Raw genomic sequence first — 25707 nt, 5'->3', positions numbered from 1 at the left:
GGCAGGGCGGACATGGTCGAGACGTGACAAAAACTGTCAGACAGGCGCTCTGCGCCGCGGCGGATGGGAGTGAAGGTGTCAGGGAATTCGTCTGATCGCAGCATAGCGGACATGAGCTTCAAGGAGGCGTCCATCGAGCTGGAGCAGGTCGTGCGAGCGCTGGAGGGAGGGGAGCTCGAGCTCGAGGACTCGCTGAGCTACTACACGCGTGGCGTGGAGCTCCTCAAGAGCCTCCGCGAGCGTCTCGCCGCCGCCGAGCAGAAGGTGACGGTGCTGATGGACGACGCGGCCGAGGGCGAGCCCCTCGCGCAGGACAGCTCGGCGGCGCCGTCGACCGGCTTTCTCGACGACTGACGACGCGCGGAGCGTCTGTCGCCTGCGGTCGCGTGGCTGCGATATGCTAGGGATATGCCAGGGACGGCACGTTCCCCGTCCCGCCGGCCCTTGCATGGGCCGGCTGGAGGAGACGTGCGTCCCGTGCCGGTCATGACGCATGCGACGATTGAGGAGAGCCCCATGGCGACGAGGGATGACTGTATCTTCTGCAAGATTGCCAACCATCAGGTCGAGTCCGACTACGTGTACGAGGACGACCTCGTCTGTGCCTTTCGCGACGTGTCGCCCCTGGCTCCCACGCACGTCCTGATCGTCCCGAAGGAGCATTACGACGACGTGCTCGACGGGGTTCCCGCCAAGGTGCTCGAGGCCCTCGCCCATGCCGCCGGCGAGGTCGCCCGGAGCGAGGGCGTCGAGTCCAGCGGCTTCAGGCTCGTTACCAACAAGGGGGATGACGCCGGTCAGACGGTACGTCATCTCCACGTCCATCTGCTGGGGGGCAGGGAGCTCTCGCCCGACATGGGGGAGGGCGCCGCCGTGCGCCCCTGACGGGCGTCGTGCGTCCCGCTTGAGGCTCGAAGGCGTCGTGGGAGCGACGCGTGGCGTATGATAGTCGTGTCGTAGCACATCGTGAGGCTACGCGCACCTCCTCTGGAGCGAACCAACGAAAGGAACGTCATGAGAGTTCTCGTCATCAACGCAGGCAGCTCGTCTTTGAAGTACCAGCTGCTCGACACCAAGAGCAAGGAGGTCTTCGCCAAGGGCAACTGCGAGCGCATCGGCATCGACGGGTCCTTCATCGGGCATGAGGAGAACGACGGCGGCAAGCAGAAGCTCGAGGTCGAGCTTCCTGACCACAAGACCGCGATCAAGCACGTCTTTGACCTTCTGGCCCAGGCCGGCTTTGACGCTGCGGCCATCGAGGGCATCGGCCATCGCGTGGTCCAGGGCGGCTGGTACTTTCCCGAGTCCAAGGTGGTGACGGACGAGACCCTGGGCTGGGTCCGCGAGGTCGCGCCCCTGGCGCCGCTCCATAACTACGCCGAGGCCGACGTCATCGAGATCTGTCGCAACATGTTTCCCTCCATCGGCAACGTGATCGTCGCGGACACCTCGTTCCACTACGACATCCCCGAGAAGGCCTGGCGCTACGCGCTGCCGCGCGACGTGGTGGACAGGCTTCACATCCGCAAGTACGGGGCGCACGGCACCTCGCACCGCTACATCTGGCGCACGACCAGAGAGTTCTTGTGCGGCGACGTCCACAAGCTCGTCAGCTGCCATTTGGGTTCCGGCGCGTCGCTCTCGGCCATCGAGGACGGCAGGGACAAGGACACCACCATGGGCCTCACGCCGCTGGACGGCCTCATCATGGGCACGCGCTGCGGCACCATCGACCCCGCCACGGTCTGCTACCTCGTCCGCGAGGGCGGCTACTCCATCGACGAGGTTGACACCATGATGAACAAGCAGGCGGGCATGCTCGCCCTGTCGGGTCGCTCGTCCGACTCGCGCGACATCGAGGAGGGGGCCGCCGCGGGCGACGCCAACTGCCAGATGGCGCTGGACATGTTCTACTATCGCACGGGCCAGCTCATCGCCGAGATGGCGCAGTCGCTCCAGGGCTTTGACGCCATGGCCTTCTCGGCGGGCATCGGCGAGAACTCGGCCACCATGCGCGCCGGGGTCGCCCAGGAGCTCGCGTGGCTCGGCGTCAAGATCGACCCCGAGCTCAACAAGGTCCGCTCCGACGAGGCGCGCCTCATCTCCGCGGCGGACTCCAAGGTCAAGGTGCTCGTGGTTCCCACCAACGAGGAGCTCATGATCGCCTACGACGTGGAGGCGCTGCTCGGCAGGTAGCCTGCCCAGCGCATAAGGACGTCACCAAGGCCACCCTCGCACCGGCGAAGGTGGCCTTGCGTCTGTCAGGCGACACGCCACCGCCCCGGGCCTTTGCCGAAAAAAGGATACCGTCTCGCATATGCGTGAGGCTGGCCTCGCGCATCTGGTATAGGATGACAACAGTTGCGCGTATTTACTTAAGAATTTGCGTGCTTATGCCTATTTCATACCATCTGGAGGTCTCATGATTCAAGATCAGCTTGCGATCTGCGGCTTGGGGGAGTGCCGGGGCGCCATCCTCACTGACGCCGCCCCCGCGACCCTCATAGAGAAGGCCATCAGGTCAAACGAGGGCTCTCTTGCCTCCAACGGGTCCCTCTGCGTCAAGACGGGCGCCTACACCGGCCGCTCCCCGCACGACCGCTTCATCGTGGACACGCCGGACGTCCATGACGTCATCGCGTGGGGCACCGCGAACAAGCCGTTCGCCGTGGAGGACTACCAGCGCGTCAAGCAGGCCGTCTGCGACTATCTCAAGGTGCGCGACCTGTACATCGTCCACGCCATCGCCGGCGCCGACCGGCGCTGGTGTCGCAAGTTCCTGGTGGTGTGCGAGAGGGCCAGCCAGGCCCTCTTTGCCCGCCAGCTGCTCGTCAGGCCCTCACGACGTCAGCTCGCGGACTTTGAGCCCCAGGACTTCAGCGTGCTGGTTGCCCCGGGCCTCAAGCTGGACCCATCCGTGCATCACGCGCATTCCGAGGCGGCCGTCCTCATCAACTTCGAGACCCACGAGATCATCGTCGCGGGCACCATGTACTCCGGCGAAATCAAGAAGGCCGTCTTCTCGGTCATGAACTACCTCCTGCCCGTCGAGGACAACGTGCTACCCATGCACTCCTCGGCCAACATGGACCCCGTGACGGGCGAGACGGCCGTGTTCTTTGGCCTTTCGGGCACGGGCAAGACGACCCTCTCGGCCGACCCCCAGCGCATGCTCATCGGTGACGACGAGCACGGCTGGGCGGAGAACAGCGTCTTCAACCTCGAGGGCGGCTGCTATGCCAAGGCCATTCGCATCTCCGCGGTGACGGAGCCCGAGATCTTTGACGCCATTCGCTTTGGCAGCATCTGCGAGAACGTCGTGATTGACCCCGTCACCCGCAGGCCCGACTTCTTCGACGGTTCGCTCACCGAGAACACCCGCGCCGCCTATCCCATCGACTACATCAAGAACGCCCAGGTCATGGGACAGGGACGCTATCCCAATGTGGTGATCTTCCTCACCTGCGACTCCTTTGGCGTCCTGCCGCCCATCTCACGCCTGGGCCGGGATGGCGCCATGTATCACTTCCTCTCGGGCTTCACCAGCAAGGTGGCCGGCACGGAGCGCGGCGTCGACCAGCCGGTCCCCACCTTCTCCACGCTCTTTGGCGAGCCGTTCATGCCCCTTTCGCCGCTGTGGTACGCCGACATGTTTGGCGCCAAGATGGAACGCTCGGGAACGCGCGTCTATCTGATCAACACCGGCTGGACGGGCGGCCCCTACGGCACGGGTGCGCGCATGGACCTCGCGTCCACACGCCTCATGGTGAGCGCCGCGCTCTCCGGCAGCGTGGAAGACGCCACGTTCGTTCACGACCCGGTCCTCAACGTCGACATCCCCCAGCACGTTGACGGTGTTGACCCCCGCATCCTCAACCCGCGGGACACCTGGCTCGACAAGGCGGAGTACGACCGGGCGGCCCGCGCCCTCGCCCAGATGTTTGTGGACAACGCCAACGCAAAGTACCCCGACATGACCGACGCGGTGCGCGCCGCTGGACCTCAGCCCCAGGCGTAGGACTAAGGTGCGGGCCTGACGCCGGAGCCGTCGCGCCGCCGCCGTCATGCGTTGCCGGCCGTAGGCGCGGGCGCGGCCGCGCCGTCGGCAGGGACGCGACGCAAGGAAGGGAAGGAGTTCGTCGTGGCGACCGACGAGATCAGCGGGGACGCGCTCGACGCGTATCTTCTGCAGCCCGACTGCCCTCAGTGCGGGAGCGATGACGTGGAGCTGCTGGGCAGCATGAGCGACGGCGGCGGAGGCACGATCTGTCAGTACGTCTGCCGCAGGTGCGGGCACGTCTGGGCCGAGACGCGCCCGGGGCGCTGACGCCCGCAATGCCACGACGCCGATTAGCAGCGCCGCCATCGGCTCGTCGTGTCAATCCGTCAAACGGCGGGTCATCACGTGAGGGGAGTGTGATGCGTCATGCCCGACATCGCGCTCAAGCGCGTGTATGAGAGGCCGAGTCCCCAGGACGGGCTGCGCGTGCTGGTGGACAGGCTCTGGCCACGAGGCATCTCCAAACAGCGGGCGCAGCTTGACCTGTGGGACAAGGACGTGGCACCCAGCGTTGAGCTCAGGACGTCCTGGCATCGCGGTGACGTGAGCTTCGAGGACTTCTCCGCGGCCTATCGCGCCGAGCTTGCGGCCAGTGGTGCGGCGCGACGACTTTTGGGTTGGGCGGCCTCTGCCCCCAGGATGTCCCTGATCTTTGCCGCCAGAGACGAGCGCATGAACCATGTCGTCGTCCTTGCCGACGTGCTGCGGACGTTGTCGTCGTAGGGATGTCGCCCAACCTGACGCTCGAGCATGTGCATGGCGCGAGGGCGTCTCAGACAACGGGACCCCTCCCGAGGGCGGGAGGGGTCCCGGTCGTGCTGTGGGGCGCATGGCGCGCACCGCTGGCGCGTGCGGGCGGCCTGCCGTGGCTAGGCCTCGGACTCGGCCCTTGCCATGGCGGCATCCATCATCTGGGCCTGGACGCAGGTGATGGCAATGACGCCCACGACGTCGTCGGGCGAGCAGCCGCGGGACAGGTCGTTGACGGGCTTCGCGATGCCCTGGAGCAGCGGTCCGTACGCCTCCGCGTCACCAAAGCGCTGGACGAGCTTGTAGGAGATGTTGCCGCAGGCCAGGTCGGGGAAGATCATGATGTTGACCTTGCCGGCGACGTGCGAGTGCGGCGCCTTGATGGTGGCGACCTCGGGCACGAGCGCGGCGTCAACCTGCAGGTCGCCGTCAAGCTCAAGCTCGGGGTAGCGCTTGTTCGCGAGCCGGGTGGCCTCCTGCATCTTGTCAGGCACCGCACCCTTGGCGGACCCCATGGTGGTGAAGGACATCATGCCGATCCGAGGCTCGTCCTCCATGAAGCCCCGCCAGGTCTTGGCCGTGGACGCGGCGATCTCCACGAGCTCCTCGGCGGTGGGGTCGATGTTGAGGCCGCTGTCCGCAAAGATGAGGGTGCCCTTGTCGCCGTACTCGTGCTTGGGCGAGCAGACCACGAAGAAGGCCGAGACGAGCTTGGCGTCCGGGGCGGTCTTCAGGATCTGAAGCGCGGGGCGCAGCGTGTTGGCCGTGGAGTGGCAGGCACCGGAGACCAGGCCGTCGGCGTCGCCCATCTTGACCATCATCATGCCAAAGTAGGTGGCGTCGTTCATGTTCTCGCGCGCCTGGACGATCGTCACGCCCTTGCGGGCGCGCAGCTTGGCGAACTTCTGTGCGTAGGCCTCATGCTTGTCGGAGTGGCGCGGGTTGATGACGGTCGCGCCGGGGACGTCAACCTTGTCGGAATCGCCCAGGATCACGATGTTGGCGATGCCGGCCGCAAGGGCCTTCTTGGCGGCCTCGATGACGCGGGGATCTTCGCTCTCGGGCAGGACGATGGTCTTCTTCTGCTTCTTCGCCCGGTCCTTGACCTTCTCGATCCACTCACTCATGGGATGCTCCAATCGACAGACGGTATAAGTGCGCGGGTCCTGCCCACTCGAAGTGAAGATGAACGTATGCTGGTGTTTGGGCCAACGCATCTCCATTATACAAACGCGTGATAGAATCAGACCGCCAATCGTTTGGCGGTGACTGTGCGTCGGTAAATGATATTGCGTTCACCGCATTTTATCGGGCCGCGTGCGAGCTGCGGCAGAATTGAAGGAGTCTACAGCATGAGCATCAGCCATGGCCTTCCCGAGGGGTTCAGCCCTCAGTCGTACGACGCGATCGTCGTCGGTGCCGGGTATGCCGGAGCCGTGTGCGCGCGTCGCCTTACCGAGGCCTGTGGCAGCAAGGTGGCCGTCGTGGAGCGTCGCTCGCACATCGCCGGCAACGCGTACGACTACGAGGACGAGGCGGGCGTTCTCGTCCACAAGTACGGCCCGCACATCTATCACACCGCCGACGAGCGCGTGCATGAGTTTCTCTCGCGCTTCACCTCGTGGACCGAGTACTCGCACAAGGTCCTCGCCAACGTGCATGGCACGCTCATGCCGGTTCCCTTCAACCATCGGAGCCTGAGGCTCGCCTTTGGCGACGAGCGGGGCGAGGAGCTCTACCAGAAGCTCGTGGCGACCTTCGGCGAGAACAAGAAGGTCCCCATCCTGGAGTTGCGTCGCAAGAACGACCCCGACCTCGAGGAGGTCGCGGACTATGTGTACGAGAACGTCTTTCTGCACTACACCATGAAGCAGTGGGGCAAGACGCCCGACCAGATCGACGCGGCCGTCACCTCGCGGGTGCCCGTCTTCGTCGGAGACGACGACCGCTACTTTCCCCAGGCCCCCCATCAGGGCATGCCCGCGGAGGGCTACACGACGCTCTTCGAGCACATGCTCGACCACGACCTCATCAACGTGTTCCTCGACGTGGACGTGCGCGACATCCTCAAGGTCAAGGAGAGCACGGTCGAGGTGTGCGGCAAGCCCTATGGCGGGGAGGTCATCTACACGGGCGCCCTTGACGAGCTCTTTGACCTGGATTTGGGCGCGTTGCCCTACCGCACGGTGGACATGGTCTTCGAGACGCTCGACATGGACCAGTTCCAGCCGGTCGGCACGGTCAACTACACCGTGAGCGAGAACTTCACCCGCATCACGGAGTTCAAGAACATGACGGGCCAGGTGGTCCCGGGCAAGACCACCATCCTGCGCGAGTACTCGCGCGAGTATCTTCCCGGCGTGGGTGAGACCCCCTATTACGTCATCGGCAACGCCAAGAACCGCGAGCTCTACCAGGCCTATCGCGACCGCGTCCGTGGGGTGCTCAACTTCCACGTGGTCGGCCGGCTTGCCGAGTACCGCTACTACGACATGGACGGGGTCGTCGCCTCCGCTCTCGAGCTTTCCGACGAGATCATTCAGAGCCACTAGACATTGGCAACATAACGACAGAGGTGCAGTAAATAGATGCAGAAGACGATCAGCTTCGGCATACCCTGCTACAACTCAGCCGCGTACATGGACCACTGCATAGCCTCCATCATCGAGGGCAGCGGCGAGGCGGAGGACGTGCAGGTCATTGTCGTGGATGACGGGTCCGCCAAGGACGACACGCTCGCCAGGGCCCAGGAGTGGCAACGACGGTATCCCACCATCGTCAAGGCCGTCCACCAAGAGAACGGCGGGCATGGCAAGGCGGTCCTCAAGGGCATCGAGAACGCCGACGGCGTCTACTTCAAGGTCGTCGACTCCGACGACTGGCTCGAGGCCGGCGCCCTCGCCGCCCTGCTCGAGCGCCTCCGAGCGTTCATTCGCCTGGACACCCGCGTTGACCTCGTGGTCACCAACTACGTCTACGAGCACGTGGAGGACGGCAAGCAGGTGCCCGTGGACTACGGCTTTGCCCTGCCCAAGGGCAAGATCATGGGCTGGGAGAAGATCGGTCACTTTAACCTGGCCCAGAACCTCCTCATGCACTCCCTGACCTATCGCACGGACGTCCTGTTGGACGGCGGCGTGCCCATGCCGGCCCACACCTTCTACGTCGACAACATCTACGCCTACGTCCCGCTCCCGCGCTGCAAGACGCTCTACTATCTTGACGTCGACCTCTATCGCTACTTCATCGGTCGGGAGGACCAGTCGGTCAACGAGAGCGTCATGGTGAGCCGCATCGACCAGCAGCTGAGGGTCACGAGCATCATGATGCACGCCTACCATCTGTACGACGACGTCGAGAGTCCCAAGCTCCGCAGCTACATGGTCGGCTACTTCACGTTGATGATGGCCGTGTGCTCCATCTTCTCGCGGCTGTCGGACAAGCCCGACGCCATGGACAACCTCGATGCGCTCTGGGCCGAGCTCAAGGAGTTCGACCCGCGCATGTACCGTCGGGCGCGTCGGGGCATCGTGGGCATCAGCACCAACCTCCCGGGCAAGGGTGGCACCAAGACCACGCTGTGGATCTATCGGGTGGCCCAGAAGCTCTTCAAGTTCAACTAGGCGTCAATCGACTCGTCCCGGCCCCGCGACGGCGAACGCCCGCGACGAGCGCCCAAGGCGGGCGTCGCGGGCGCATGAGACCGTGCGTGCCGGTTCCTACGCCGGCGCCAGGTCGCGCGCGGCCTTGAGGCCATAGGCCGCCGTGGCGGCCCTGACGGCGTCGACGATGGCCTCCTCAAGAGCCGTGACGGCCAGCATGCCCACCGAGTCCACGCTCGCCTCGACGTCGCCGTGGGCCATCACGAAGACGGTGTCGCCGTCGTTGGTGGTGTGCGTGGGGACGATGGCGTGGGCGTAGGCGTCGGCCGCCATCTGGGCGACCTTGGTCGCCTGCGCCTTGGTGAGGCGCGCGTTCGTGACCACGCAGGACACGGTCGTGTTGCCGCGGATGAGGGGGTCCGCTCCCAGGGCGAGCTCAAGCGCCGCCCTCGCGTCCAGCGGCGTCGTCCCCGTCTCGTCCAAGGTTCCCGCCAGCACCCTTCCGCAGGCGGGGTCGATGACGCTGCCGCAGGCGTTGACCGCGCTGACGGCGGCGACCACGAGCTTGCCCCGGCTCGCCGCGCCCTGCCCGAGGCCTCCCTTCATGCTGCGCGTTGGGCCGGCGAACTTTCCCACCGAGCAGCCGCAGCCGGCTCCGTGGTTGCCGCTTGTGAGGGAGGCTCCCGGCTCGAGGGCCCGCGCGCACGCCCGCGCGCCCATGCTCGCGTCGGGACGCGGCGACGGCTCACCGCAGGCAAGGTCAAACACACAGGCGGAGCTCACGATGGGCACCAGGCCCACGCCCACGTCCAGGCCCACGCCACGACGCTCGAGCTCCTCGGCCACCCCGCAGGAGGCCGCCAGGCCGTAGGCGCTTCCGCCCGAGAGGACCACGCCGTGCAGGACCTGCACGGTCTCCTCGGGGCGCAGCAAGTCCGTCTCGCGCGTGGCCGGAGCGCCCCCACGCACGTCCACGGCGCCTACGGCGCCCTGGGGGCACAGGATGACCGTGCAGCCCGTGCCCGTCCGGGCGTTCTCCGCGCTGGCTGCGCAGAAGCCCTCGACCTGGTTGATGTCCGTGATGCGGTGTGTCATGCATGCCTCCTCGGCGATGGTGTCCTCTTATGCGGCGTGGTGGCCGTGTGTCGGCCCGCGGCGCCCCTCAGCCCCTCAGCGCCCGCTCCAGCAGGCTCGCGCCCGCGCCCTGGGGGCCCATGAGCTCGTCGAGCTCGCGGACGAGCCGGGAGAGGGGAAGCCCCACCACGTTCGTGTAATCGCCGCGTATGTCGCTCACGAGCAGACTCCCGCGTCCCTGTATGCCGTAGGACCCCGCCTTGTCCATCGGCTCGCCGCTCGCCACGTAGGCGCTGACGGCCGCGTCGGAAAGCTCATGAAAGCGGACGTCGGTGGTCTCCACGAACGAACGGCGCCGCTCCTCCCATATGAGCTCGACGCCCGTCGAGACATGATGGACCCTGCCGGACAGGGCGCGCAGGGTCGCGCGGGCGTCCTCGGCGTCGCGCGGCTTGCCCAGGACGCGTCCCCCGTCAGTCCATACGGTGGTGTCGGCCGCGATCACCACGACGTGCGCGCGCTCGTCGCCGAGCATGCCCGTGCAGGCGGCGGCCTTGTCATGCGCGAGGCGCGCCACGAGGTCCCGAGGGCCCTCGTTTGCCCTGCGGCGCTCGTCCACGTTAGCCGGCCGCTGCTCAAAGCTCAGTTTGAGGCGCTCAAGAAGCTCCCGCCGACGGGGTGACGACGAGGCGAGGATGATGCGGGGGATGTCGGTTCGTGGCGTCACGAAAGCTCTCCATAGAAAGAAGCAGGCCCCGAGAGGCCCGCTTTCGCCGTGCTCTGTCGACGCGAGACCTACTCGATGGTGATGGCGGAGACGGGGCAGTTGTCCTGAGCCTCCTGGGCGCTGTCCTCGGCGTCCTCGGGGACCTCGTCAACGACGACGACCGCGATGCCCTCGTCGCCGATCTCGAAGACGTCGGGGCAGGTGGACTCGCAGACGCCGCAGCCGATGCAATCCTCGTTAACGGTAGCCTTCATGATGTATCCTCTCGCTCGTTGAACCCTGGGTCCCGTACCCAAGTCACTTCAACCTTTGTACTATGACTCGCCCTAAAACGCCAGCGACATTGACGAAAAAGTGGAAAGCGCCGTCTGTGCAGGCAAAGCGGCACTCGGCAGAGCCGCCAAGGCGACGCGCCTGCGAACCTGTACGTTTCGCGGCCGTTTGATTTTCGCATCCTGGGCAAACGCAAAAGCTAGCCGTAGCAACGTACACTTTGAACGGGAGCGTCACGTGGCAAGGCCTCCGGGGCCATCGTCAGGGCAGGGGCGGGCGGAACGCCTCGAACAGCATATATATGTTTGCCGCCGCGATGCACGTCAGGCACAGTCCGACGACACGCGCCCGCAGGGGCCTCCTTGCCGGGTACGCCTCGATGCACGCCTTGAAGTCCTCGAACGTCCCGGAGGTGAAGCCCGTCTTGCTCAGCTGGACGACGATAGCCCCGTCAAAGACGACGAAATAGAATCGCTCGCTCTCATAGCGATCCTTGATTGACGACAGAGGGAGCGTCTGCGTCTTGGCACCGTCCTGGGCGGCGATGACGCATGCGTCATCATGAAACTCGTAGCGGGCGACACGGTCGTCCTTGCGCAGGAGCTTGATTCTCACCTGCGTGACCTTGACGGCCTCTTTGAGCCTGATGCGCCACATGGCGAACATGGACGCGCAAAGAAGCAGGTCAAGCACGCCTAGAGTCATATAGCTCTGCCTCAGGGGAAACGTCAGCGCGCATGCGACGAAAAGAGCGCCAAGCAGCGTCAGGATGACGCACAAGGCCCGACTATACGAAGAGAAGTATGCATGTCGCAGCCATGACGACGCATACTCCCTGATGGCGTCCTCGTCGACGGCGTACTCGTTCCTAAAGGTTCCCATGCTTGCCCTCCAAGGTCGCTGTAGCCTTACTGATGGCGGCGCGTCGCCCGCGTGACCAGCGAGTGTCCCAGACGCCCAAGCCCCGCCTTTTGACGTTCGACGCTCAATCCCTCCGCGACATCAGACAGACCGTCTCCACGTGAAAGGTCTGGGGAAAGAGGTCGACGGGCGTCACGCGCACGGGAGCAAAGACGCCGCGCTCCCTGAAGCGGGCGAGGTCGCGCGCGAGCGTGGCCGGGTCGCAGGACACGTACGCGATCGCGCCCGCGGGCTGCTCGGAGAGCTTCGTCACCACGTCCTCCTCAAGTCCCGCCCGCGGGGGGTCCACGACGATGAGGTCCGCCTTCGAGTCGGGAAACTCCCGGCCTGCGTCGCCGCCTATGGCCTCGACGTTGTCCAGGCCCGAAAGCTCCAGGTTGCGCCTAAGGTCGCGGACGGCGGGCCCATAGGACTCCACGGCGTCTACCGCCGCCACGCGCTGGGCCAAAGGCAGCGTGAAGGTGCCCGCCCCGCAGTAGAGGTCCATGGCGACGTCGTCCTCGCTGGGCGAGAGGCCCTCGAGCACCAGCTTCACGAGCGTCTCGGCGCCCTTGGTGTTCACCTGGAAGAACGAGGGCGCGCTCACGCGCAGGGAGGTGTCGCCGATGCGCTCGCCCCAGGACCCTTTGCCCGCCAGGCGCTCGACCCCCACGACCCTGCGGGCCTTGCGGGGCCCCTTTGTGAGCACCCGCACGACGGAGGTCAGCCTGGCGGCGTCTTGAAGCACCTTGGCCACCTGGGCGCGGGGGAAGGGCCCCGGCTCGGTCCAGAGCGCGAGCTCGACCTCGTCGGTGCGGCCCGAGGCGCGTATGCCCAGGCGCTCGACGCCGAGGTCCCGTGACCCCACAAGGTAGCTGAGCGCCCCCGAGACGGACTTGACGAGCGAGGCATGGCGCCTCTCGAAGAGGGGACAGGCCTTCACGCGCACGACTTGCCGCCCGCTCACGTCGTGCATGCCGACGGTCGTCCTGCCGCCCTGGCGTGCGACGACCAGCTCCACCTTGTTGCGATAGCCCCAGGGGTCGCTCGGCGCCACGCAGCTATCCACGAGCCCCTCGGCGGCGTCCGCCGTGAAGCCGCCGATGCGCGTGAGGGCGTCCACGACGTTGGCGCGCTTTGCGTCGAGCTGGCGCTCGGGGGACAGACGTCCCCAGGGGCAGCCGCCGCAGACGCCCACGAGCGGGCAGGGGGGCTCCGTCCGGGCGGGGGAGGGGCTGACCACGCGCAGGACCTCGGCGCGCAGGAAGCGGCCGTGGTCCTGCGTCACGCGGGCGTCAACGACGTCGCCCGGGACGCCCCCGGCGACGAACGCGGTGCGGCCGTCCTTGGCGTGGGCGACGGCGTCGGCGCCGTAGGACAGGCGCTCGACGGCGAGGTCGTGCAGCACGAGTGCGTTATCCTGCGACACTGGAAGGCCTCCTCTGCGGGGCTAGTCCTTGGGCGAGAAGAGCACGCGCAGGCCCTGGGCGATGAGCGCGAGGCCTCGCGTGAGGCGTCCGCCCCCCCTGCCGGCGTCGCCGTCGCCTGTGCCGGCGGGCTTCCCGCGCGCCTCGCCAAGCACGAGTTGGGCCGCCGCGTCGCGCGCGGAGGCGTCCGCCTCGGCCTCCCTGCCGCCCGTCGCCGACGAGGGCTGCGCCGTGGCGCCCTCGTAGGTCGCTATGCCTGGCAGCTCCACGAGCTCGCGAATCTGGTCGCGTGACATGTCGGGGTAGATGCCGGCCAGGGGCGAGAGAGACTCCGCCCCCACGCCCTGGGCCGCCCGCGAGCGGCGATAGGCGAGGGCGAGCAGAAGGTCCTGGCTGTCGACGTGCGGAGCATCGGGCGGTGCGACGACCTTCTCCCAGTCGCCTTCGGAGGTGAGCTGGCGCGACTTGGCGTTGTCCGCCAGCTGGATGTTCATGTAGGTCATGACGAGCGAGCGGCAGGTGGGATCGAGCACGGGATAGGCGATCTCCACGCGGCGCTCCGTGTTCCTGGTCATCATGTCCGCGCTCGAGAGGTAGATGGTGTCGGCATCGACGCCAAAGGCATAGACGCGTGCGTGCTCCAGGAAGCGGCCCACGATCTGACGGACCACCAGGCCGTCCGTGCGCCCGGGAACGTTGGCCCTGATGCAGCAGATGCCGCGGACGATCATGAGCATGCGCACGCCCGCCTGGCACGCGTCGGCGATCTTGTCGATCACGTCGCGGTCGGTGAGCGAGTTCATCTTCATGAAGACCTGTGCGCTCTCGCCGCGCAGCGCGCGCTTGATCTCGCGGTCGAGGCCGCGCATGACCAGGGGCTTGAGGCCTGCGGGGGCGACGCCCAGCTGCTTGTAGCTGCCCAGGAGGTTGCCCAGGGAGAGGTTCCTGAAGAAGGTGTTGCCGTCCTCGCCGATGTCCTCGTTGGCCGTGAGGAGCATGAAGTCGGAGTAGAGCCGGGCCGTCTTCTCATTGAAGTTGCCCGTGCCCAGGCAGGTGATGCGGCTGATGCCGCTCTTGTCGTGATAGGTGATCTGGCAGATCTTCGAGTGGCACTTGTAGCCCTCGGAGCCGTAGATGACCGTGCAGCCGGCGTGCTCCAGCCGGTCCGCCCAGGCGATGTTGTTCTCCTCGTCAAAGCGGGCGCGCAGCTCCATGAGGACCGTGACCTCCTTGCCGCTCTCGACGGCGGAGATGAGGCTCTCGCAGAGGCTCGACTGCCGGGCGACGCGATACAGCGTCACCTTGATCGATATGCAGTCGTCATCGCCTGCCGCCTCGCGCAAGAGGCGCAGGAGGGGGGACATGCTCTCGTACGGATAGAAGAGCAGAACGTCATGGTCGTTGACCTGATTGCGCATGGGCAGGGAGGCGTCGACCATGGGCGACTGCTGGGGCTCGAAGGGATAGTGCAGGAGCTTGGGGCGCGCATAGCCGGGAATCCTGTCCTCGAGCCCAAAGACGTACGAGAGGTCCAGGGGCACCGTGGTCCTCGTCACCTTCAGGGGCGGCAGCGCGAGCTCGCGCGTGATGAAGGTGGTGAGCTTCTCGTCCAGCTCGCCCTGAAGCTCCAGGCGCACCGGCTGGAGGCGCTGGCGCTTCTTGAGGACCTTCTTCATGTGCTGACGGTAGTCCTCCTCCTCCTCGACGCCCTCGCCGTCGGGATCGACGTCGGCGTTGCGGGTCACTCGAATGGTCGCCCAGGTGACGGGCTGGTAGGCGCCGAAGCAGCCGGGCAGGCGAGAGATGATCACGTCCTCGAGCAGGGTGTAGCGCCGGCAGCGGTCGGTGGAGGGCAGCTCGACGACGCGCTCGAGGCTCGACGGCACCTCGACGATGCCCAAGAGGCCCTTCTCGCCCGCGCCCATGAGGGAGCAGACCACGTAGAGCTGGCTGTTGCGCAGGTTTGGGAAGGGATGGCGGGGGTTGACGATCATGGGCGAGAGGATGGGCTGGACGTTCTGGTCAAAGTGCTTGGCCACGACTTGGCCGTCGGCGTCCGTGTAGGACGTCGCCCCCACGCGCGCGAGGCCGTTCTCGGCGAGGCGCGACTCGATGGCGGCAAACGCCTCCTCGCGTCGGCGCACCAGGGGAGGGAGCATGGACAGGACGCTCTCGATCTGCTCGGCGGGCGTCTCGTTGGACTTGTTGTCGCGGGGCTGGCGCTTAAGCAGGGCGATGTCCGAGAGGCCGCCGATGCGGATCATGAACCACTCGTCGAGGTTGCTGCCAAAGATGGAGACGAACTTGAGCCGCTCGAAGAGGGGCACGGACTCGTCAAACGCCTCGTCCAGCACCCGGTCGTCAAACTTGAGCCAGCTCACCTCCCGGTTCTGCGTGTACGAGAAGTCGTATGCGCCGTCCGCGTCCTTGGCGTCGCCGCTCGCGTCGGGCGCCTTGCCAGGGGCCCCGTCACCCGCGTCAAGGCCCTGGAAGGCGACCTCCTCCGCCGTCGCGGTCGTGTCGGAAGGTGTCGCGCCGTCGTTCGTCTCGCCGCCGCGCCCGGCGCCGTCGGCGGTCGTGTCCTCGACGCCCTTCCTGCCGTCCTTCTTCTTTGCCATGCGCGTCCCCTCGCGTCGATGATGACTCTAGGCTAAATAGTAGCAGCCCGCGGCGCGCCCCGCGTGTAAGCAATTGACACAGATAGAGATTAACTAATAGAAATTTAAAAAAATAGGATAATATGATATTGTTTGACGATGATGACACAAAAGCCGTCCGTGGGTCTCATACATGGACGCGTCGAGGCAACCACTGTCTAAACCTAGAATAACACCAGGTAGATTGAATAGTATACCTGTTGCATCGTGGTCATATGACCGCTTATAGGACGATTTGCACCGTTCCCCTAGAAGTGGGACGTCCAGTTGTAGAGATTAAAACTATTGGATATATTTACAATGTAGTCAGTTATGGCCCTGCGGTTTGCCAATGTGTGACAGGCCCGGCCGCGGGAGCCAACCGCCATCGCGTCGCCACGGCGGCGCAGTCGAGTAGGAGGAAGCATGGCTAACGGTCTGTATGTCCACAGCGAGATAGGACCCCTTCAGAAGGTCCTTCTCCACCGTCCCGGCGAGGAGCTCTTGAACCTCCCCCCCGACGAGCTTGGTCGCCTGCTCTTTGACGATGTGCCGTTCCTCGAGGTCGCCCAGCAGGAGCATGACAAGTTCGCCGAGATCCTTCGTGGCGAGGGCGTCGAGGTCCTGTATCTCGAGAAGCTCGTCGCCGAGGCCCTTGACGCCGCAGGCAGCCGCGAGGAGTTCACCAACCAGTGGCTCGACGAGTCCGGCCTGCGCGGCAGGCACACCCGTGCCGTCGTAAAGGAGTTCATGGACTCGATCACGGACACCCAGACCTTCGTCGAGAAGTGCATCGCCGGCATCCGCAAGAACGAGATCGACCTGCCCACGCACTCCTCGAACCTCCTCGCCGACCTCGTGGGCTATGACCAGGACAGCGAGTCCGACCTGCTCATCGACCCCATGCCCAACGCCTACTTCACGCGTGACCCCTTCGCGATCGTGGGCAAGGGCGTCAACCTCAACCACATGTTCTCCGTCACGCGCAACCGCGAGACGCTCTTTGGCAAGTACATCTTCCGCGATCACCCCGAGTACAACGACGCGCCCCTCTGGTACCGTCGTGACTCCGCCTACCACACCGAGGGTGGCGACGTCCTCAACATCAACGCCACCACGCTCGCCATCGGCATCTCGCAGCGCACGCAGGCCGCGGCCATCGACGCGCTCGCCCAGCACATGTTCTGGGAGAAGGGCGACGAGTGCGAGATCGAGAACATCTACGCCTTCAACATCCCGGTCTCCCGCGCCTTCATGCACCTCGACACCGTCTTCACCCAGATTGACGTGGACAAGTTCACCATCCATCCGGGCATCATGGGCACGCTGCAGGTCTTCAAGCTCACCAAGGGCGCGACCGAGGGCGAGATCAAGATCGAGGAGATGAACGACACCCTCGAGCACGTCCTCGCCAAGGCCATGGGCATCGACTCCGTCCAGCTCATCAAGTGCGGCGGCGGCGATCCCGTCGCGGCCGCCCGCGAGCAGTGGAACGACGGCTCCAACACCCTCGCCGTCGCCCCGGGCAAGATTTGCGTGTACCAGCGCAACACCGTCACCAACGACGTTCTGTACAAGGAGGGCCTGGACCTTCTCGTCATGCCCTCCGCCGAGCTCTCCCGCGGTCGTGGCGGCCCCCGCTGCATGAGCATGCCCTTCGCTCGTGAGGACATCTAAGCGTAACAGCGCGTGATGATCTACCCAGGGGCGGCTCTGCTGCCCCTGGCGCACGTACAGATAGGCTGCCGCACGACGGCATGACGAAAGGATCTGCATCAATGGGCGTAAACCTGCGCGGACGTCACTTCCTCAAGCTTCTTGACTTCACCACCGAAGAGATCGAGTATCTCCTCGACCTCTCCGCCGACCTCAAGCGCATGAAGAGGGCCGGCATCCCTCACCGCTACCTCGAGGGCAAGAACGTCGCCATCATCTTCGAGAAGACCTCCACGCGCACGCGTTGCTCGTTTGAGGTCGGCGCCTACGACCTGGGCATGGGCGTGACCTACCTTGACCCCACCGGCTCGCAGATGGGCCACAAGGAGTCCATCGCCGACACCGCCCGCGTCCTCGGCCGCATGTATGACGGCATCGAGTACCGCGGCTTCGAGCAGGAGAAGGTCGAGGCGCTGGCCCACTACGCCGGCGTGCCCGTGTGGAACGGCCTCACCAACGAGTTCCACCCCACGCAGATGCTCGCTGACATCCTGACCTTCAAGGAGAACTTCAACAACGACATCAAGGGTCGCACCCTGGTCTTCATGGGCGACTCCGCCAACAACGTGGCCAACTCCCTCATGGTCGTCTGCGCCAAGCTCGGCGTCAACTTCGTCGCCTGCGCCCCGGAGGGCTACTTCCCCGCCGACGAGCTCGTCGCCACCTGCCGTGAGATCGCCGAGAGGAACGGCTCTACCATCAAGCTGACCTCCGACGTCAAGGAGGGCGTGACGGGCGCCGACTGCATCTACACCGACATCTGGGTCTCCATGGGCATGCCCGACGAGTTCTACAAGGAGCGCATCCCCCTCATGGAGCCCTACCGCGTCACCTCCGAGGTCATGGCCCAGGCCAACCCCGGCTGCATCTTCCTGCACTGCCTGCCCTCCTTCCACGACACCAACACCACGAAGGGTGCCGAGGTGGCCGAGAAGTTCGGCATCACCGAGATGGAGGTCACCAACGAGGTCTTCGAGTCGTCTGCCTCCAAGGTCTTCGACGAGGCCGAGAACCGCATGCACACGATCAAGGCGGTCATGTACGCGACCCTGAAGTAGCACCCCTCGCAAGCGTTCTGGCAATCCGGGCCCCCCGCGCCGTGCCACGGGGGGCCCTTTGCCCACAGGGGCAAAATGTGACCAGGCGCCTTGGAGCGGCAGCCCTCGCGCGAGGATTTTACATGGAGAGGGTATGTAGCAAGGCGCCAAGGGGCCATCCGTAAGGATGTCCAATACATATGCATAAATAGCGTATGAAACTCACTTGAAACTTCCCTTCATGACAATGCGGCGGCGAGGGGCAAGGAACCTCGCGCGCGCAGGGGGGCGTCCCTGTCAATGACGTCGCGCCATGCTGGCTCACGGCGCGGCCTGAGCGGTCGGGCGACCCCGCAAGGCGCGTTGCACCTGCCCGTCAGGGTCGCGCCGCTCATCGCCCGTCACAAGGCGGGCGAATGCCCTTCGGGGGATGTTCTCGCTTGCCACGGGACTCTCCAGGCCTTCTGGCTCACGGCGCACGAATTAGCGCTGCGCCCGGCTCGGGCGCAGCGAGGCGGCCCGTCCGCCCTCGCCGCCCGTCTCGCCTTGCTGTCGAGCGCGCTTGCGGAGTATGATGTCCACGGCTCGTCCCTCCGTCTCTCGGCGTGCGTCCACAGGTGCGCCCACGGTTACGTCCCTTGGGGGTTCCGTTCGCCGGTATATTGGATAACGCTCACGGAGTAATCATTCCCTCGATTGCTTGCTTAGGTACATTTAAGGAGAGGATGAGTTTTTTGTTTGTAGGTATTATTCGTTCGTAGGTAGTTGTGGCCATAAGGCCAAATGGGCGCGCAAGCGCCAGGAAGGAGTTGCGCCATGACAGAAGAAGCGCAGCCAAAGAAGAAGAGGGGAATGATCAGCTCGTTCTCCATCATCTTCATTCTTCTCGCCATCGTCGCCGTCATCACGATCTGCCTCAACGGTCAGACGTACATGCTCGACGGGGCGGAGAAGACCGTCACGGGCGCCACGCTCGGTGACTTCCTCATGGCACCTGCCAGGGGGTTCGTCGATGCCGTTGACGTCTGCCTCTTCGTTATCGTGCTCGGCGGCTTCCTGGGCATCGTCAACAAGACGAACGCCCTCAACACCGGCATCAAGGCCCTCGTCAAGAAGATGGGCGGCAACGAGCTCGTGCTGATTCCCATCCTCATGCTCCTGTTCGCGGTCCTGGGTTCCACCTACGGCTTCTGCGAGGAGACCGTGGGCTTTTACGCCCTGCTCGCCGCCACGATGATGGCGGCCGGCTACGATGCCCTCACCGGCGCGATGATGATTCTGCTCGGCGCCGGCGTCGGCTGCCTGGGCTCCACGGTCAACCCCTTCGCGACCGGCATCGCCTCCTCCGCCCTCACCGCGCTGGGCATCGAGGTCAACCAGGCCGTCATCATCGGCCTCGGCATCGTCCTGCTCATCGCCACCTATCTCGTCGCCGTGTTCTTCACCATCCAGTACGCCAAGCGCGTCAAGGCCGACCCCTCCCGCACGCTCATGAGCGCCGGCGAGCTCGAGGCCGCCAACGCCGAGTACGGCATCAAGCATGAGGAGGGCTCGGACGCGGTCCTCACCGGTCGCCAGAAGGGCGTCCTCGTCATCTTCGCCCTCGCGTTCCTCATCATGATCATCGGCTTCGTGCCCTGGGAGAAGCTCGGCGTCAACGCCTTCGTCTCCGATGCCGCCTCGCACGAGGAGACCAGCGAAGTCGTTGCCGCGGACATCGCCGCCCAGTATGACGACGCCGGTCTCGGCGCCCTCGAGCTCCCCGAGACCACGGCCGGCACGCTCACGTCCGACGTCACCGACAACGCCGGCTGGTCCTCGTTCCTGACGGGCACCCCGCTCGGCCAGTGGTACTTCGCCGAGTCCACCACCTGGTTCCTCCTTCTTGCCATCATCATCGGCATCGTGGGAGGCCTCTCCGAGAAGGAGATCGTTGACGAGTTCATGGCCGGCTCGGGCGACATGATGTCCGTCGTCCTCATCATCGCCGTCTCCCGTGGCGTCTCCGTCCTCATGAGCAGCACGGGCCTCTCCAACTTCTTCCTCACCTGGGCCGCGGGCGCCCTGGCCGGAACCTCGGGAGTCCTGTTCACCATCGGCTCCTACGTGCTCTACTTCTTCCTGTCCTTCCTCATCCCCTCGACGTCCGGCATGGCGACCGTCTCCATGCCCATCATGGGACCCCTTGCCCAGGAGCTTGGCTTTAACCCCGCCGTCATGGTCATGGTCTTCTCGGCTGCCTCCGGCGCCGTCAACCTGATCACGCCCACGAGCGGCGCCATCATGGGCGGTCTCGCCCTGGCCCGTGTCGAGTACGGCACCTGGGTCAAGTTTGCGGCCAAGATCGTCGGCTGCGTGGCCGTCGTCTCCATGGTGATCCTCGCCATCGCCATGATGGCCATCCCCGCCTAAGGCGTAGGCCCTCATAGCACGCAAAGGGGAGGGCGCCCATGTGGGCGCCCTCCTTTCGCATGTTCGCATGTTCGCATCTGACGCTCGTCCGTCTCGCCCGCCGCCGGCGCTTGCGCCCCGCCGTCAGGGTCGCGGCGTCAGTACACCATGCCCATGGCCTCGCGGACCTCGCCGAGCGTCCGGTCGGCGATGGCGTTGGCGCGACGGTTACCGTCGCGCAGCACGTCCTTCACGAGGTCGAGGTCGTCCTCATAGCGACGCCTCCTCTCGCGTATGGGCGCGAGATAGTCGTTGACGACCTGGGTGACGTAGCGCTTGAGCTGGCCCGCCCCGCCCATGCCGATCTCCTCGGCGATCTCCTCGGGCTTGCGGCCCGTGCAGAGGGACGCCGTCGTGAGCAGCGCCGAGACGCCGGGGCGACCTTCGGGGTCAAAGCTGATGTTGCGCTCGGAGTCGGTCCTGGACTTCTTGATGAGCTTGGCCGTCTCGGCCTCGCTCATGCTCAGCGCGATGGCGTTGCCGTAGCTCTTGCTCATCTTGCGGCCGTCAAGGCCGGGAATGAGGGGAGTTGCGGTCAAAAGCCCCGTGACGTCGGGAAACACCCTGCCGTAGCGCTCGTTGAAACGCCGGGCGATCTTGGACGTGATCTCGATGTGGGGCAGTTGGTCGCGGCCCACAGGCACGATGTTGCCCTTGCAGAAGAGGATGTCACAGGCCTGGTGGACGGGGTAGGTCAGCAAAAGGCCGGTGAGCGCATGGCCCGAGGCGGCCTGCTCGGCCTTGACGGTGGGGTTGCGTTCCATCTCGGCCTCGGTGACGAGCGAGAGAAATGGCAGCATGAGCTGGTTGGCCGCCGGAACGGCGGAATGCGTGAAGATCATGGTCCTGTGGGGGTCGATGCCGCAGGCAAGGTAGTCCATGACCATGCCGTACACGTTGTCGGCGATGTTGTCGGTGCTGTCACGGTCGGTGATCACCTGGTAGTCGGCGATGATCACGTTAGTGCTGACGCCCAGATCCTGCAGGCGCACGCGCTCCTTGATCGTCCCGAAGTAATGTCCCAGATGAAGCCTGCCGGTGGGACGGTCGCCCGTCAGCATGCGATAGGCCCCGGGATTTGTGAGCAGGTCTCGTTGAATCTGGTCTGAGCGCTTGAGCGCCGCCTCGTAGCTGCCCTCGTTTGGCATGGATGCTCCTTATGCGTGTGATGGTCCCTGGTATGGTACGGCAAAGCCGCCGGACGGGCTAGCGCAGGGGAGGATTTGCGTCAAGATGGGCCTGCTCCGCCTGCCAGTCTGGCTCAAAGCGGTCCATGAGCGCCCAGAAGCGGGGGCCGTGGCTGGGCTCCAGTAGATGGCAGAGTTCATGGGCGCAGACGCAGGCCAGGGAGGCCACCGGCATAAAGCAGAGCTCCGTTGCGAGGGTGATGTCACCTGTCCGCACGTTGCAGGAGCCCCAGCGGCTTCTCATGCGACGGATGCGCAGCGCATGGGGGGTGACGCCCATGCGAGGGGCGAGGTCGGCCATGAGGCGCGTCGCCTCGTCGCGCAGCAGCCGACGGGCGAGGGGCTGGCAGGCGTCCTTGAGCTCCTCGGGCGTCAGGTCATGCGGGGTGACGACGACGAGCTCGTCGCGGCATATCCGAGCAGACCTGCGCGCGCCTGCGACCTGCCGCGCGCGCAGCCTGAGGGGGCGTCCCGCCAGCGTGAGCGCGCCCCCGTCGCGCCAGCGCGCTTCCTCCCGGCGGGACCGGCGCCTCAGGAGGTCCTGGCGCTGCTCTATCCACGGGCGTCGTTCGCGCACCAGACGCTCGAGTTGACCATCACTGACGTGGGGAGGGGCGCTCATGCGCACGCTGCCGTCGGGGCGCACGCGCAGGTTGACGCGGCGTACCCCGCCCCGGTGCAGCTCGACGGCAAGGCCGTCCACCGTGATCGTCGTCAGCGGACGAGCGTCATGCGCGCGTAATGACACGTCTTTGCCTCCAATGGCCGGTCTCTGTCAGGTCGAACGCAAGGGACGTTGCGCTATTGTATATGGAGTGTGTCGGCGAAGGGAGACTGGGATGGCAAGCTCCACTGGGGAGGACGCCAGCAAGAGTGCGCTCAGGGAGGGGTACGCGGAGGCTCAGCGGCGGCTGACCCCCGCGCATCGCCGTCGCGTTGACGGCGAGATCCTCCGTCATCTTGAGGCCCTTCCCGCCTACCGTGACGCCACGGCCGTCCTCGGGTACTACCCCTATCGTGACGAGATTGACGTCACGCCCGTCCTGCGCAGGGCCCTTGACAAAGGCCGCACGGTGGCGCTGCCCCGCTGCGTCGGCGGTGACGTGTCCCTTCAGTTCGTGGTCGTCGGCTCGTTTGACGACCTCGCCGCTGGCGCGCGCGGCGTCCTGGAGCCGACGCAAGGCGAGCCCCTTGACCCCACGCTCGTCGCCGGGTCCATCTGCCTCGTTCCCGGTCTCGTCTTTGATGCGCGAGGCTACCGCGTGGGCTATGGCGCGGGTTACTACGACAACTTCCTCGCGCGCTTCACGGGTACGAAGGTCGGCCTCGTGCGGACGCTTCAGGTCAGCGGGGCGCCTCTGCCCATTGACGAGCATGACGTGGCCGTGGACCTGCTCGTGAGCGACGCGGCCGTCTGGGGCTGCCGTTCGGCCTAGGCCCTCAGGCCAGGCTCGCGCCGCGCGGCCGCCTTGGCGCCCGCTAGGCCTCTCCCTGACGCCGCAGGTGGCTCGCCAGGTCCCTCATCGCCTTGGCGTACCCCTGTATGCCCATGCCCATGACCGTCTCGAGACAGGCCTTTCGCACGTAGGACACCTGTCTGAACTCCTCCCGGGCGTCGAGCTTGGAGATGTGCACCTCGATGGCGGGGATGCCCACCGCCCTCAGGGCGTCGAGCAGGGCAATGGACGTGTGCGTGTAGGCGCCGGGGTTGAGGATGATGCCCGCGTAGGTGCCGTAGGCGTCCTGGATGGCGTCCACGAGGTCGCCCTCGTGGTTGGACTGGTAGCAGACGCAGTCCTCAAATCCCAGGTCGGCCGCCGTGCGCCTGCACAGGTCGAGCAGCGTGGCAAAGTCCTGCGACCCGTAGATGCCCGGCTCTCGTATGCCCAGCATGTTGATGCTGGGGCCGTTGATGACGAGCAGCCTGCCAAGGCCCAGGCCCGCCCCGCCCTGCGCGCCGGGCGCCGTCGGGGCCTCGTCGGGGGCGCCCAGGCTCCCGTCCGCCGGCGCGGCAGCGTCTTTCTCGCTGCGCCGGAGCAGGCGCGCGAGCTCCATCACCTCGTCGCCGCCCGCACCGGCGGGGGCGGCGGACTCATAGGCGGGGCTCGTCCCCGCTGCGGCGGGGGTCTCGCCGCCGCGCAGGACCTGGACGTTCAGGCGTCGTGCGGGCTCCGGAGGACGCTGCGTGGCGTCCCTCGTGCTGTAGGGGTCCACGCCCAGCAGGCGACAGAGCGCATGGTGGACGGCCTCGACCTTGTTGGGGCCAAAGACGACCTCGATGCCGTTGGCGCCGCGGCCGACGACGCCCAGGACGCCGGGGATGGACACGAGCCCCTCGCGGTCGATGAGGGAGGGGTCGGCGACGGCAAGGCGCAGGCGCGTCATGCAGAGCATGTTGGACACAAGGTTATCGGGGCCGCCGATGTGCTCGAGGACATCGGTCGCCATGTCTTCAGTGGTCATGTGTGAGACTCCGGGGCCGCCGTGACAGGTTGATATGGGAACAAGTATAGGGCGCGCCGCCGCAGAGGGGCCCGGTGGGGGCGAGCGGCGCGACGGGCGACCGCCCGGACGCCTCTGGACGAAAACCTAGAGGCCCAGCAGCCTGCGCAGCGCACGCGCGTCGGAGCCGGCGGACCCCGTGCAGTCCAGCGTGACGTCCGCCCAGGACGCGTAGAGCCCGCTCCGCTCGTGCTCGAGCCGCTCGAGCCCGCATGCCTGGGAGAGGGGCCTGCCGGCAAGGGAAAGCTGCGAGAGGGGCCGCCTGAGGAGCACGATGGTGCCGTTCTGGTGCAAAAGCGGGTAGTTCTCGGGTCGCGTCACGATGCCGCCGCCGCAGGCGACGACAAGGCCCGAGCGCCTGCCGTGCTCGGCGGCGACCTTGGTCTCCGCGCGACGGAAGGCGTCCTCCCCGTGGCGGGAGAGAAGCTCCCGGGCGCTCATGCCGCACTGGAGGTTCACGGCGTCGTCAAGGTCGACGAAGGGTCGTCCCACCAGGCGGGCCAGGGCCCTGCCGGCGCTCGTCTTGCCCACGCCGGGCATCCCGATGAGAAGGACGTTGGCGGTCGTGCGCCCGAGCCAGGCGAGGGTGTCGGCGATGACCTCATCGGGGACGGCGCGACCGAGGAACAGCTCGGCGGACAGGGCGGCCTGGGCCACAAGCATGGCGAGCCCCGACTCCGCGGGAACGTGAGCGCGCTCGGCGGCGAGGCAGATGCCGGTGCGCAGGGGGTTATACACGACGTCGAGCACCCCTTTAAGCCCGGCCAGGGACTCGATCTGCCCCTCAGCCAAGGGCGAGGCCGGACAGGCGGGAAACATGCCCACGGGCGTCGTGTTGACGACGAGGCAGGCGTCGGCGTGACGCTCAACAAGGCCTTCGTACCCGTCGGCGCCCGAGCGGGAGATGACGCACGCCCGGGCGCCGACGTCCGTCAGGGCGGCCACGACGGCCTTGCTGGCCCCGCCGGAGCCCAGCACCAGCACGCGCTCGCCGTCAAGGACGCGCGCCGCCGCGCCGCCCAGCTCGCGCCTGCAGAAGGCGTCGAGCATCCAGGCGAAGCCGGCGAGGTCGGTGTTGTCGGCCAGGATGCTCCCGTCATCCCGCCTCACCAGCGTGTTGGCCACGCCCAGCCTGCGGGCCCGCGCGCTCGTCTCGTCCGCGAGCTCAAAGGCGCGGCGCTTGTACGGTATCGTGACGTTGAGGCCGCGCCAGCCGCCGTTGCGCACGAAGTCAGCGACATCCTGGGGCTCGCGCTCGAAGAGGGCGTAGGGAGCGGAGCCCAGGCGCGCGTGAATGGCGGGCGACCAGCTGTGCGCGAGCGTGCGCCCCAGGAGCCCAAAGCGCCGCTCGCCCGCGCCGGCCAT

At 66.2% G+C, this 25707-nt stretch carries 23 protein-coding genes; 12 read left to right on the top strand and 11 right to left on the bottom strand.

Annotated features, from left to right (window positions below):
• Positions 1-75 precede the first annotated feature (75 nt).
• The 6 genes from xseB (at position 76) to HMPREF2826_RS07860 (ending at position 4783) form a co-directional block, all read left to right on the top strand.
• A complete protein-coding gene (xseB, locus tag HMPREF2826_RS07885) occupies positions 76-354 on the top strand; it encodes an exodeoxyribonuclease VII small subunit (RefSeq protein ID WP_371440582.1) in 279 nt (92 codons plus the stop codon).
• A gap of 162 nt (positions 355-516) precedes the next feature.
• Complete coding sequence (locus HMPREF2826_RS07880) at positions 517-885, top strand: histidine triad nucleotide-binding protein (RefSeq protein WP_058270527.1); 369 nt, start codon at positions 517-519, stop codon at positions 883-885.
• Positions 886-1014: 129 nt separating this feature from the next.
• Positions 1015-2196, top strand: a complete 1182-nt coding sequence (locus tag HMPREF2826_RS07875) for an acetate/propionate family kinase (protein WP_070640765.1) — start codon at positions 1015-1017, stop codon at positions 2194-2196.
• Positions 2197-2422: 226 nt separating this feature from the next.
• Positions 2423-4018, top strand: a complete 1596-nt coding sequence (gene pckA, locus HMPREF2826_RS07870) for a phosphoenolpyruvate carboxykinase (ATP) (RefSeq protein ID WP_070640764.1) — start codon at positions 2423-2425, stop codon at positions 4016-4018.
• A 123-nt stretch (positions 4019-4141) separates the two neighbouring features.
• Positions 4142-4327, top strand: a complete 186-nt coding sequence (locus tag HMPREF2826_RS07865) for a hypothetical protein (protein ID WP_070640762.1) — start codon at positions 4142-4144, stop codon at positions 4325-4327.
• Between the two features lie 99 nt (positions 4328-4426).
• A complete protein-coding gene (locus HMPREF2826_RS07860) occupies positions 4427-4783 on the top strand; it encodes a DUF488 domain-containing protein (RefSeq protein WP_070640760.1) in 357 nt (118 codons plus the stop codon).
• 146 nt (positions 4784-4929) lie between these two features.
• Here the strand turns inward: HMPREF2826_RS07860 and pta are convergent, their stop codons facing one another.
• Entirely contained in the window at positions 4930-5937 is a 1008-nt protein-coding gene (gene pta / locus HMPREF2826_RS07855; protein WP_070640757.1) for a phosphate acetyltransferase, read from the bottom strand.
• Positions 5938-6162: 225 nt separating this feature from the next.
• Here pta and glf point away from each other — a divergent pair, with 225 nt between their 5' ends.
• Positions 6163-7362 (top strand): UDP-galactopyranose mutase, encoded by a 1200-nt coding sequence (gene glf / locus HMPREF2826_RS07850; RefSeq protein ID WP_070640755.1) that lies wholly within the window; start codon positions 6163-6165, stop codon positions 7360-7362.
• Between the two features lie 36 nt (positions 7363-7398).
• Positions 7399-8433, top strand: coding sequence for a glycosyltransferase family 2 protein (locus tag HMPREF2826_RS07845; RefSeq protein WP_070640753.1), 1035 nt, complete (start codon positions 7399-7401; stop codon positions 8431-8433).
• Positions 8434-8529: 96 nt separating this feature from the next.
• On the opposite strand, the gene HMPREF2826_RS07840 is transcribed toward HMPREF2826_RS07845, so the two are convergent.
• The 6 genes from HMPREF2826_RS07840 to ppk1 form a co-directional block, all read right to left on the bottom strand.
• Positions 8530-9507 (bottom strand): P1 family peptidase, encoded by a 978-nt coding sequence (locus tag HMPREF2826_RS07840; protein ID WP_070640751.1) that lies wholly within the window; start codon positions 9505-9507, stop codon positions 8530-8532.
• Between the two features lie 67 nt (positions 9508-9574).
• Entirely contained in the window at positions 9575-10213 is a 639-nt protein-coding gene (locus tag HMPREF2826_RS07835) for a Maf family protein (protein WP_371440581.1), read from the bottom strand.
• Positions 10214-10281: 68 nt separating this feature from the next.
• Positions 10282-10467 carry a ferredoxin gene (locus HMPREF2826_RS07830; RefSeq protein ID WP_070640749.1) on the bottom strand — a complete coding sequence of 62 codons (186 nt, stop codon included), beginning with the start codon at positions 10465-10467 and terminating at the stop codon, positions 10282-10284.
• Positions 10468-10747: 280 nt separating this feature from the next.
• Entirely contained in the window at positions 10748-11368 is a 621-nt protein-coding gene (locus HMPREF2826_RS07825) for a YcxB family protein (protein ID WP_070640747.1), read from the bottom strand.
• A 103-nt stretch (positions 11369-11471) separates the two neighbouring features.
• A complete protein-coding gene (gene rlmD / locus HMPREF2826_RS07820) occupies positions 11472-12815 on the bottom strand; it encodes a 23S rRNA (uracil(1939)-C(5))-methyltransferase RlmD (RefSeq protein WP_148138359.1) in 1344 nt (447 codons plus the stop codon).
• 21 nt (positions 12816-12836) lie between these two features.
• On the bottom strand, positions 12837-15431 hold the full coding sequence (gene ppk1 / locus HMPREF2826_RS07815; protein ID WP_070640745.1) for a polyphosphate kinase 1: 2595 nt from the start codon (positions 15429-15431) through the stop codon (positions 12837-12839).
• A gap of 444 nt (positions 15432-15875) precedes the next feature.
• Between ppk1 and arcA the strand changes: the two genes are divergently transcribed.
• The 3 genes from arcA to HMPREF2826_RS07795 all read left to right on the top strand — a co-directional run bounded on the left by arcA (position 15876) and on the right by HMPREF2826_RS07795 (position 20614).
• On the top strand, positions 15876-17126 hold the full coding sequence (gene arcA, locus HMPREF2826_RS07810) for an arginine deiminase (RefSeq protein WP_058270289.1): 1251 nt from the start codon (positions 15876-15878) through the stop codon (positions 17124-17126).
• 101 nt (positions 17127-17227) lie between these two features.
• Positions 17228-18223 (top strand): ornithine carbamoyltransferase, encoded by a 996-nt coding sequence (argF, locus tag HMPREF2826_RS07805; RefSeq protein ID WP_070640743.1) that lies wholly within the window; start codon positions 17228-17230, stop codon positions 18221-18223.
• Positions 18224-19018: 795 nt separating this feature from the next.
• Positions 19019-20614, top strand: a complete 1596-nt coding sequence (locus HMPREF2826_RS07795) for a YfcC family protein (protein ID WP_070640738.1) — start codon at positions 19019-19021, stop codon at positions 20612-20614.
• Positions 20615-20751: 137 nt separating this feature from the next.
• Here HMPREF2826_RS07795 and trpS read toward each other — a convergent pair whose 3' ends face one another.
• Entirely contained in the window at positions 20752-21801 is a 1050-nt protein-coding gene (gene trpS, locus HMPREF2826_RS07790; protein ID WP_070640737.1) for a tryptophan--tRNA ligase, read from the bottom strand.
• Between the two features lie 58 nt (positions 21802-21859).
• Entirely contained in the window at positions 21860-22588 is a 729-nt protein-coding gene (locus tag HMPREF2826_RS07785) for a M48 family metallopeptidase (protein ID WP_070640735.1), read from the bottom strand.
• 91 nt (positions 22589-22679) lie between these two features.
• On the opposite strand from HMPREF2826_RS07785, the gene HMPREF2826_RS07780 reads away from it, so the two are divergent.
• The gene (locus tag HMPREF2826_RS07780; RefSeq protein WP_070640732.1) at positions 22680-23276 is read left to right on the top strand and encodes a 5-formyltetrahydrofolate cyclo-ligase; all 597 of its coding nucleotides are present in this window, start codon (positions 22680-22682) and stop codon (positions 23274-23276) included.
• Between the two features lie 43 nt (positions 23277-23319).
• On the opposite strand, the gene HMPREF2826_RS07775 is transcribed toward HMPREF2826_RS07780, so the two are convergent.
• A complete protein-coding gene (locus tag HMPREF2826_RS07775) occupies positions 23320-24303 on the bottom strand; it encodes a type II 3-dehydroquinate dehydratase (protein WP_070640730.1) in 984 nt (327 codons plus the stop codon).
• A gap of 126 nt (positions 24304-24429) precedes the next feature.
• Positions 24430-25707 carry a shikimate kinase gene (locus HMPREF2826_RS07770; RefSeq protein WP_070640728.1) on the bottom strand — a complete coding sequence of 426 codons (1278 nt, stop codon included), beginning with the start codon at positions 25705-25707 and terminating at the stop codon, positions 24430-24432.

The sequence above is a fragment of the Olsenella sp. HMSC062G07 genome (assembly GCF_001811895.1).
Classification (GTDB): Bacteria; Actinomycetota; Coriobacteriia; order Coriobacteriales; family Atopobiaceae; genus Olsenella_F; species Olsenella_F massiliensis.
Note: the sequence above shows the minus strand (reverse complement) of the source record. Positions and strands in the feature narration are given on the sequence as shown.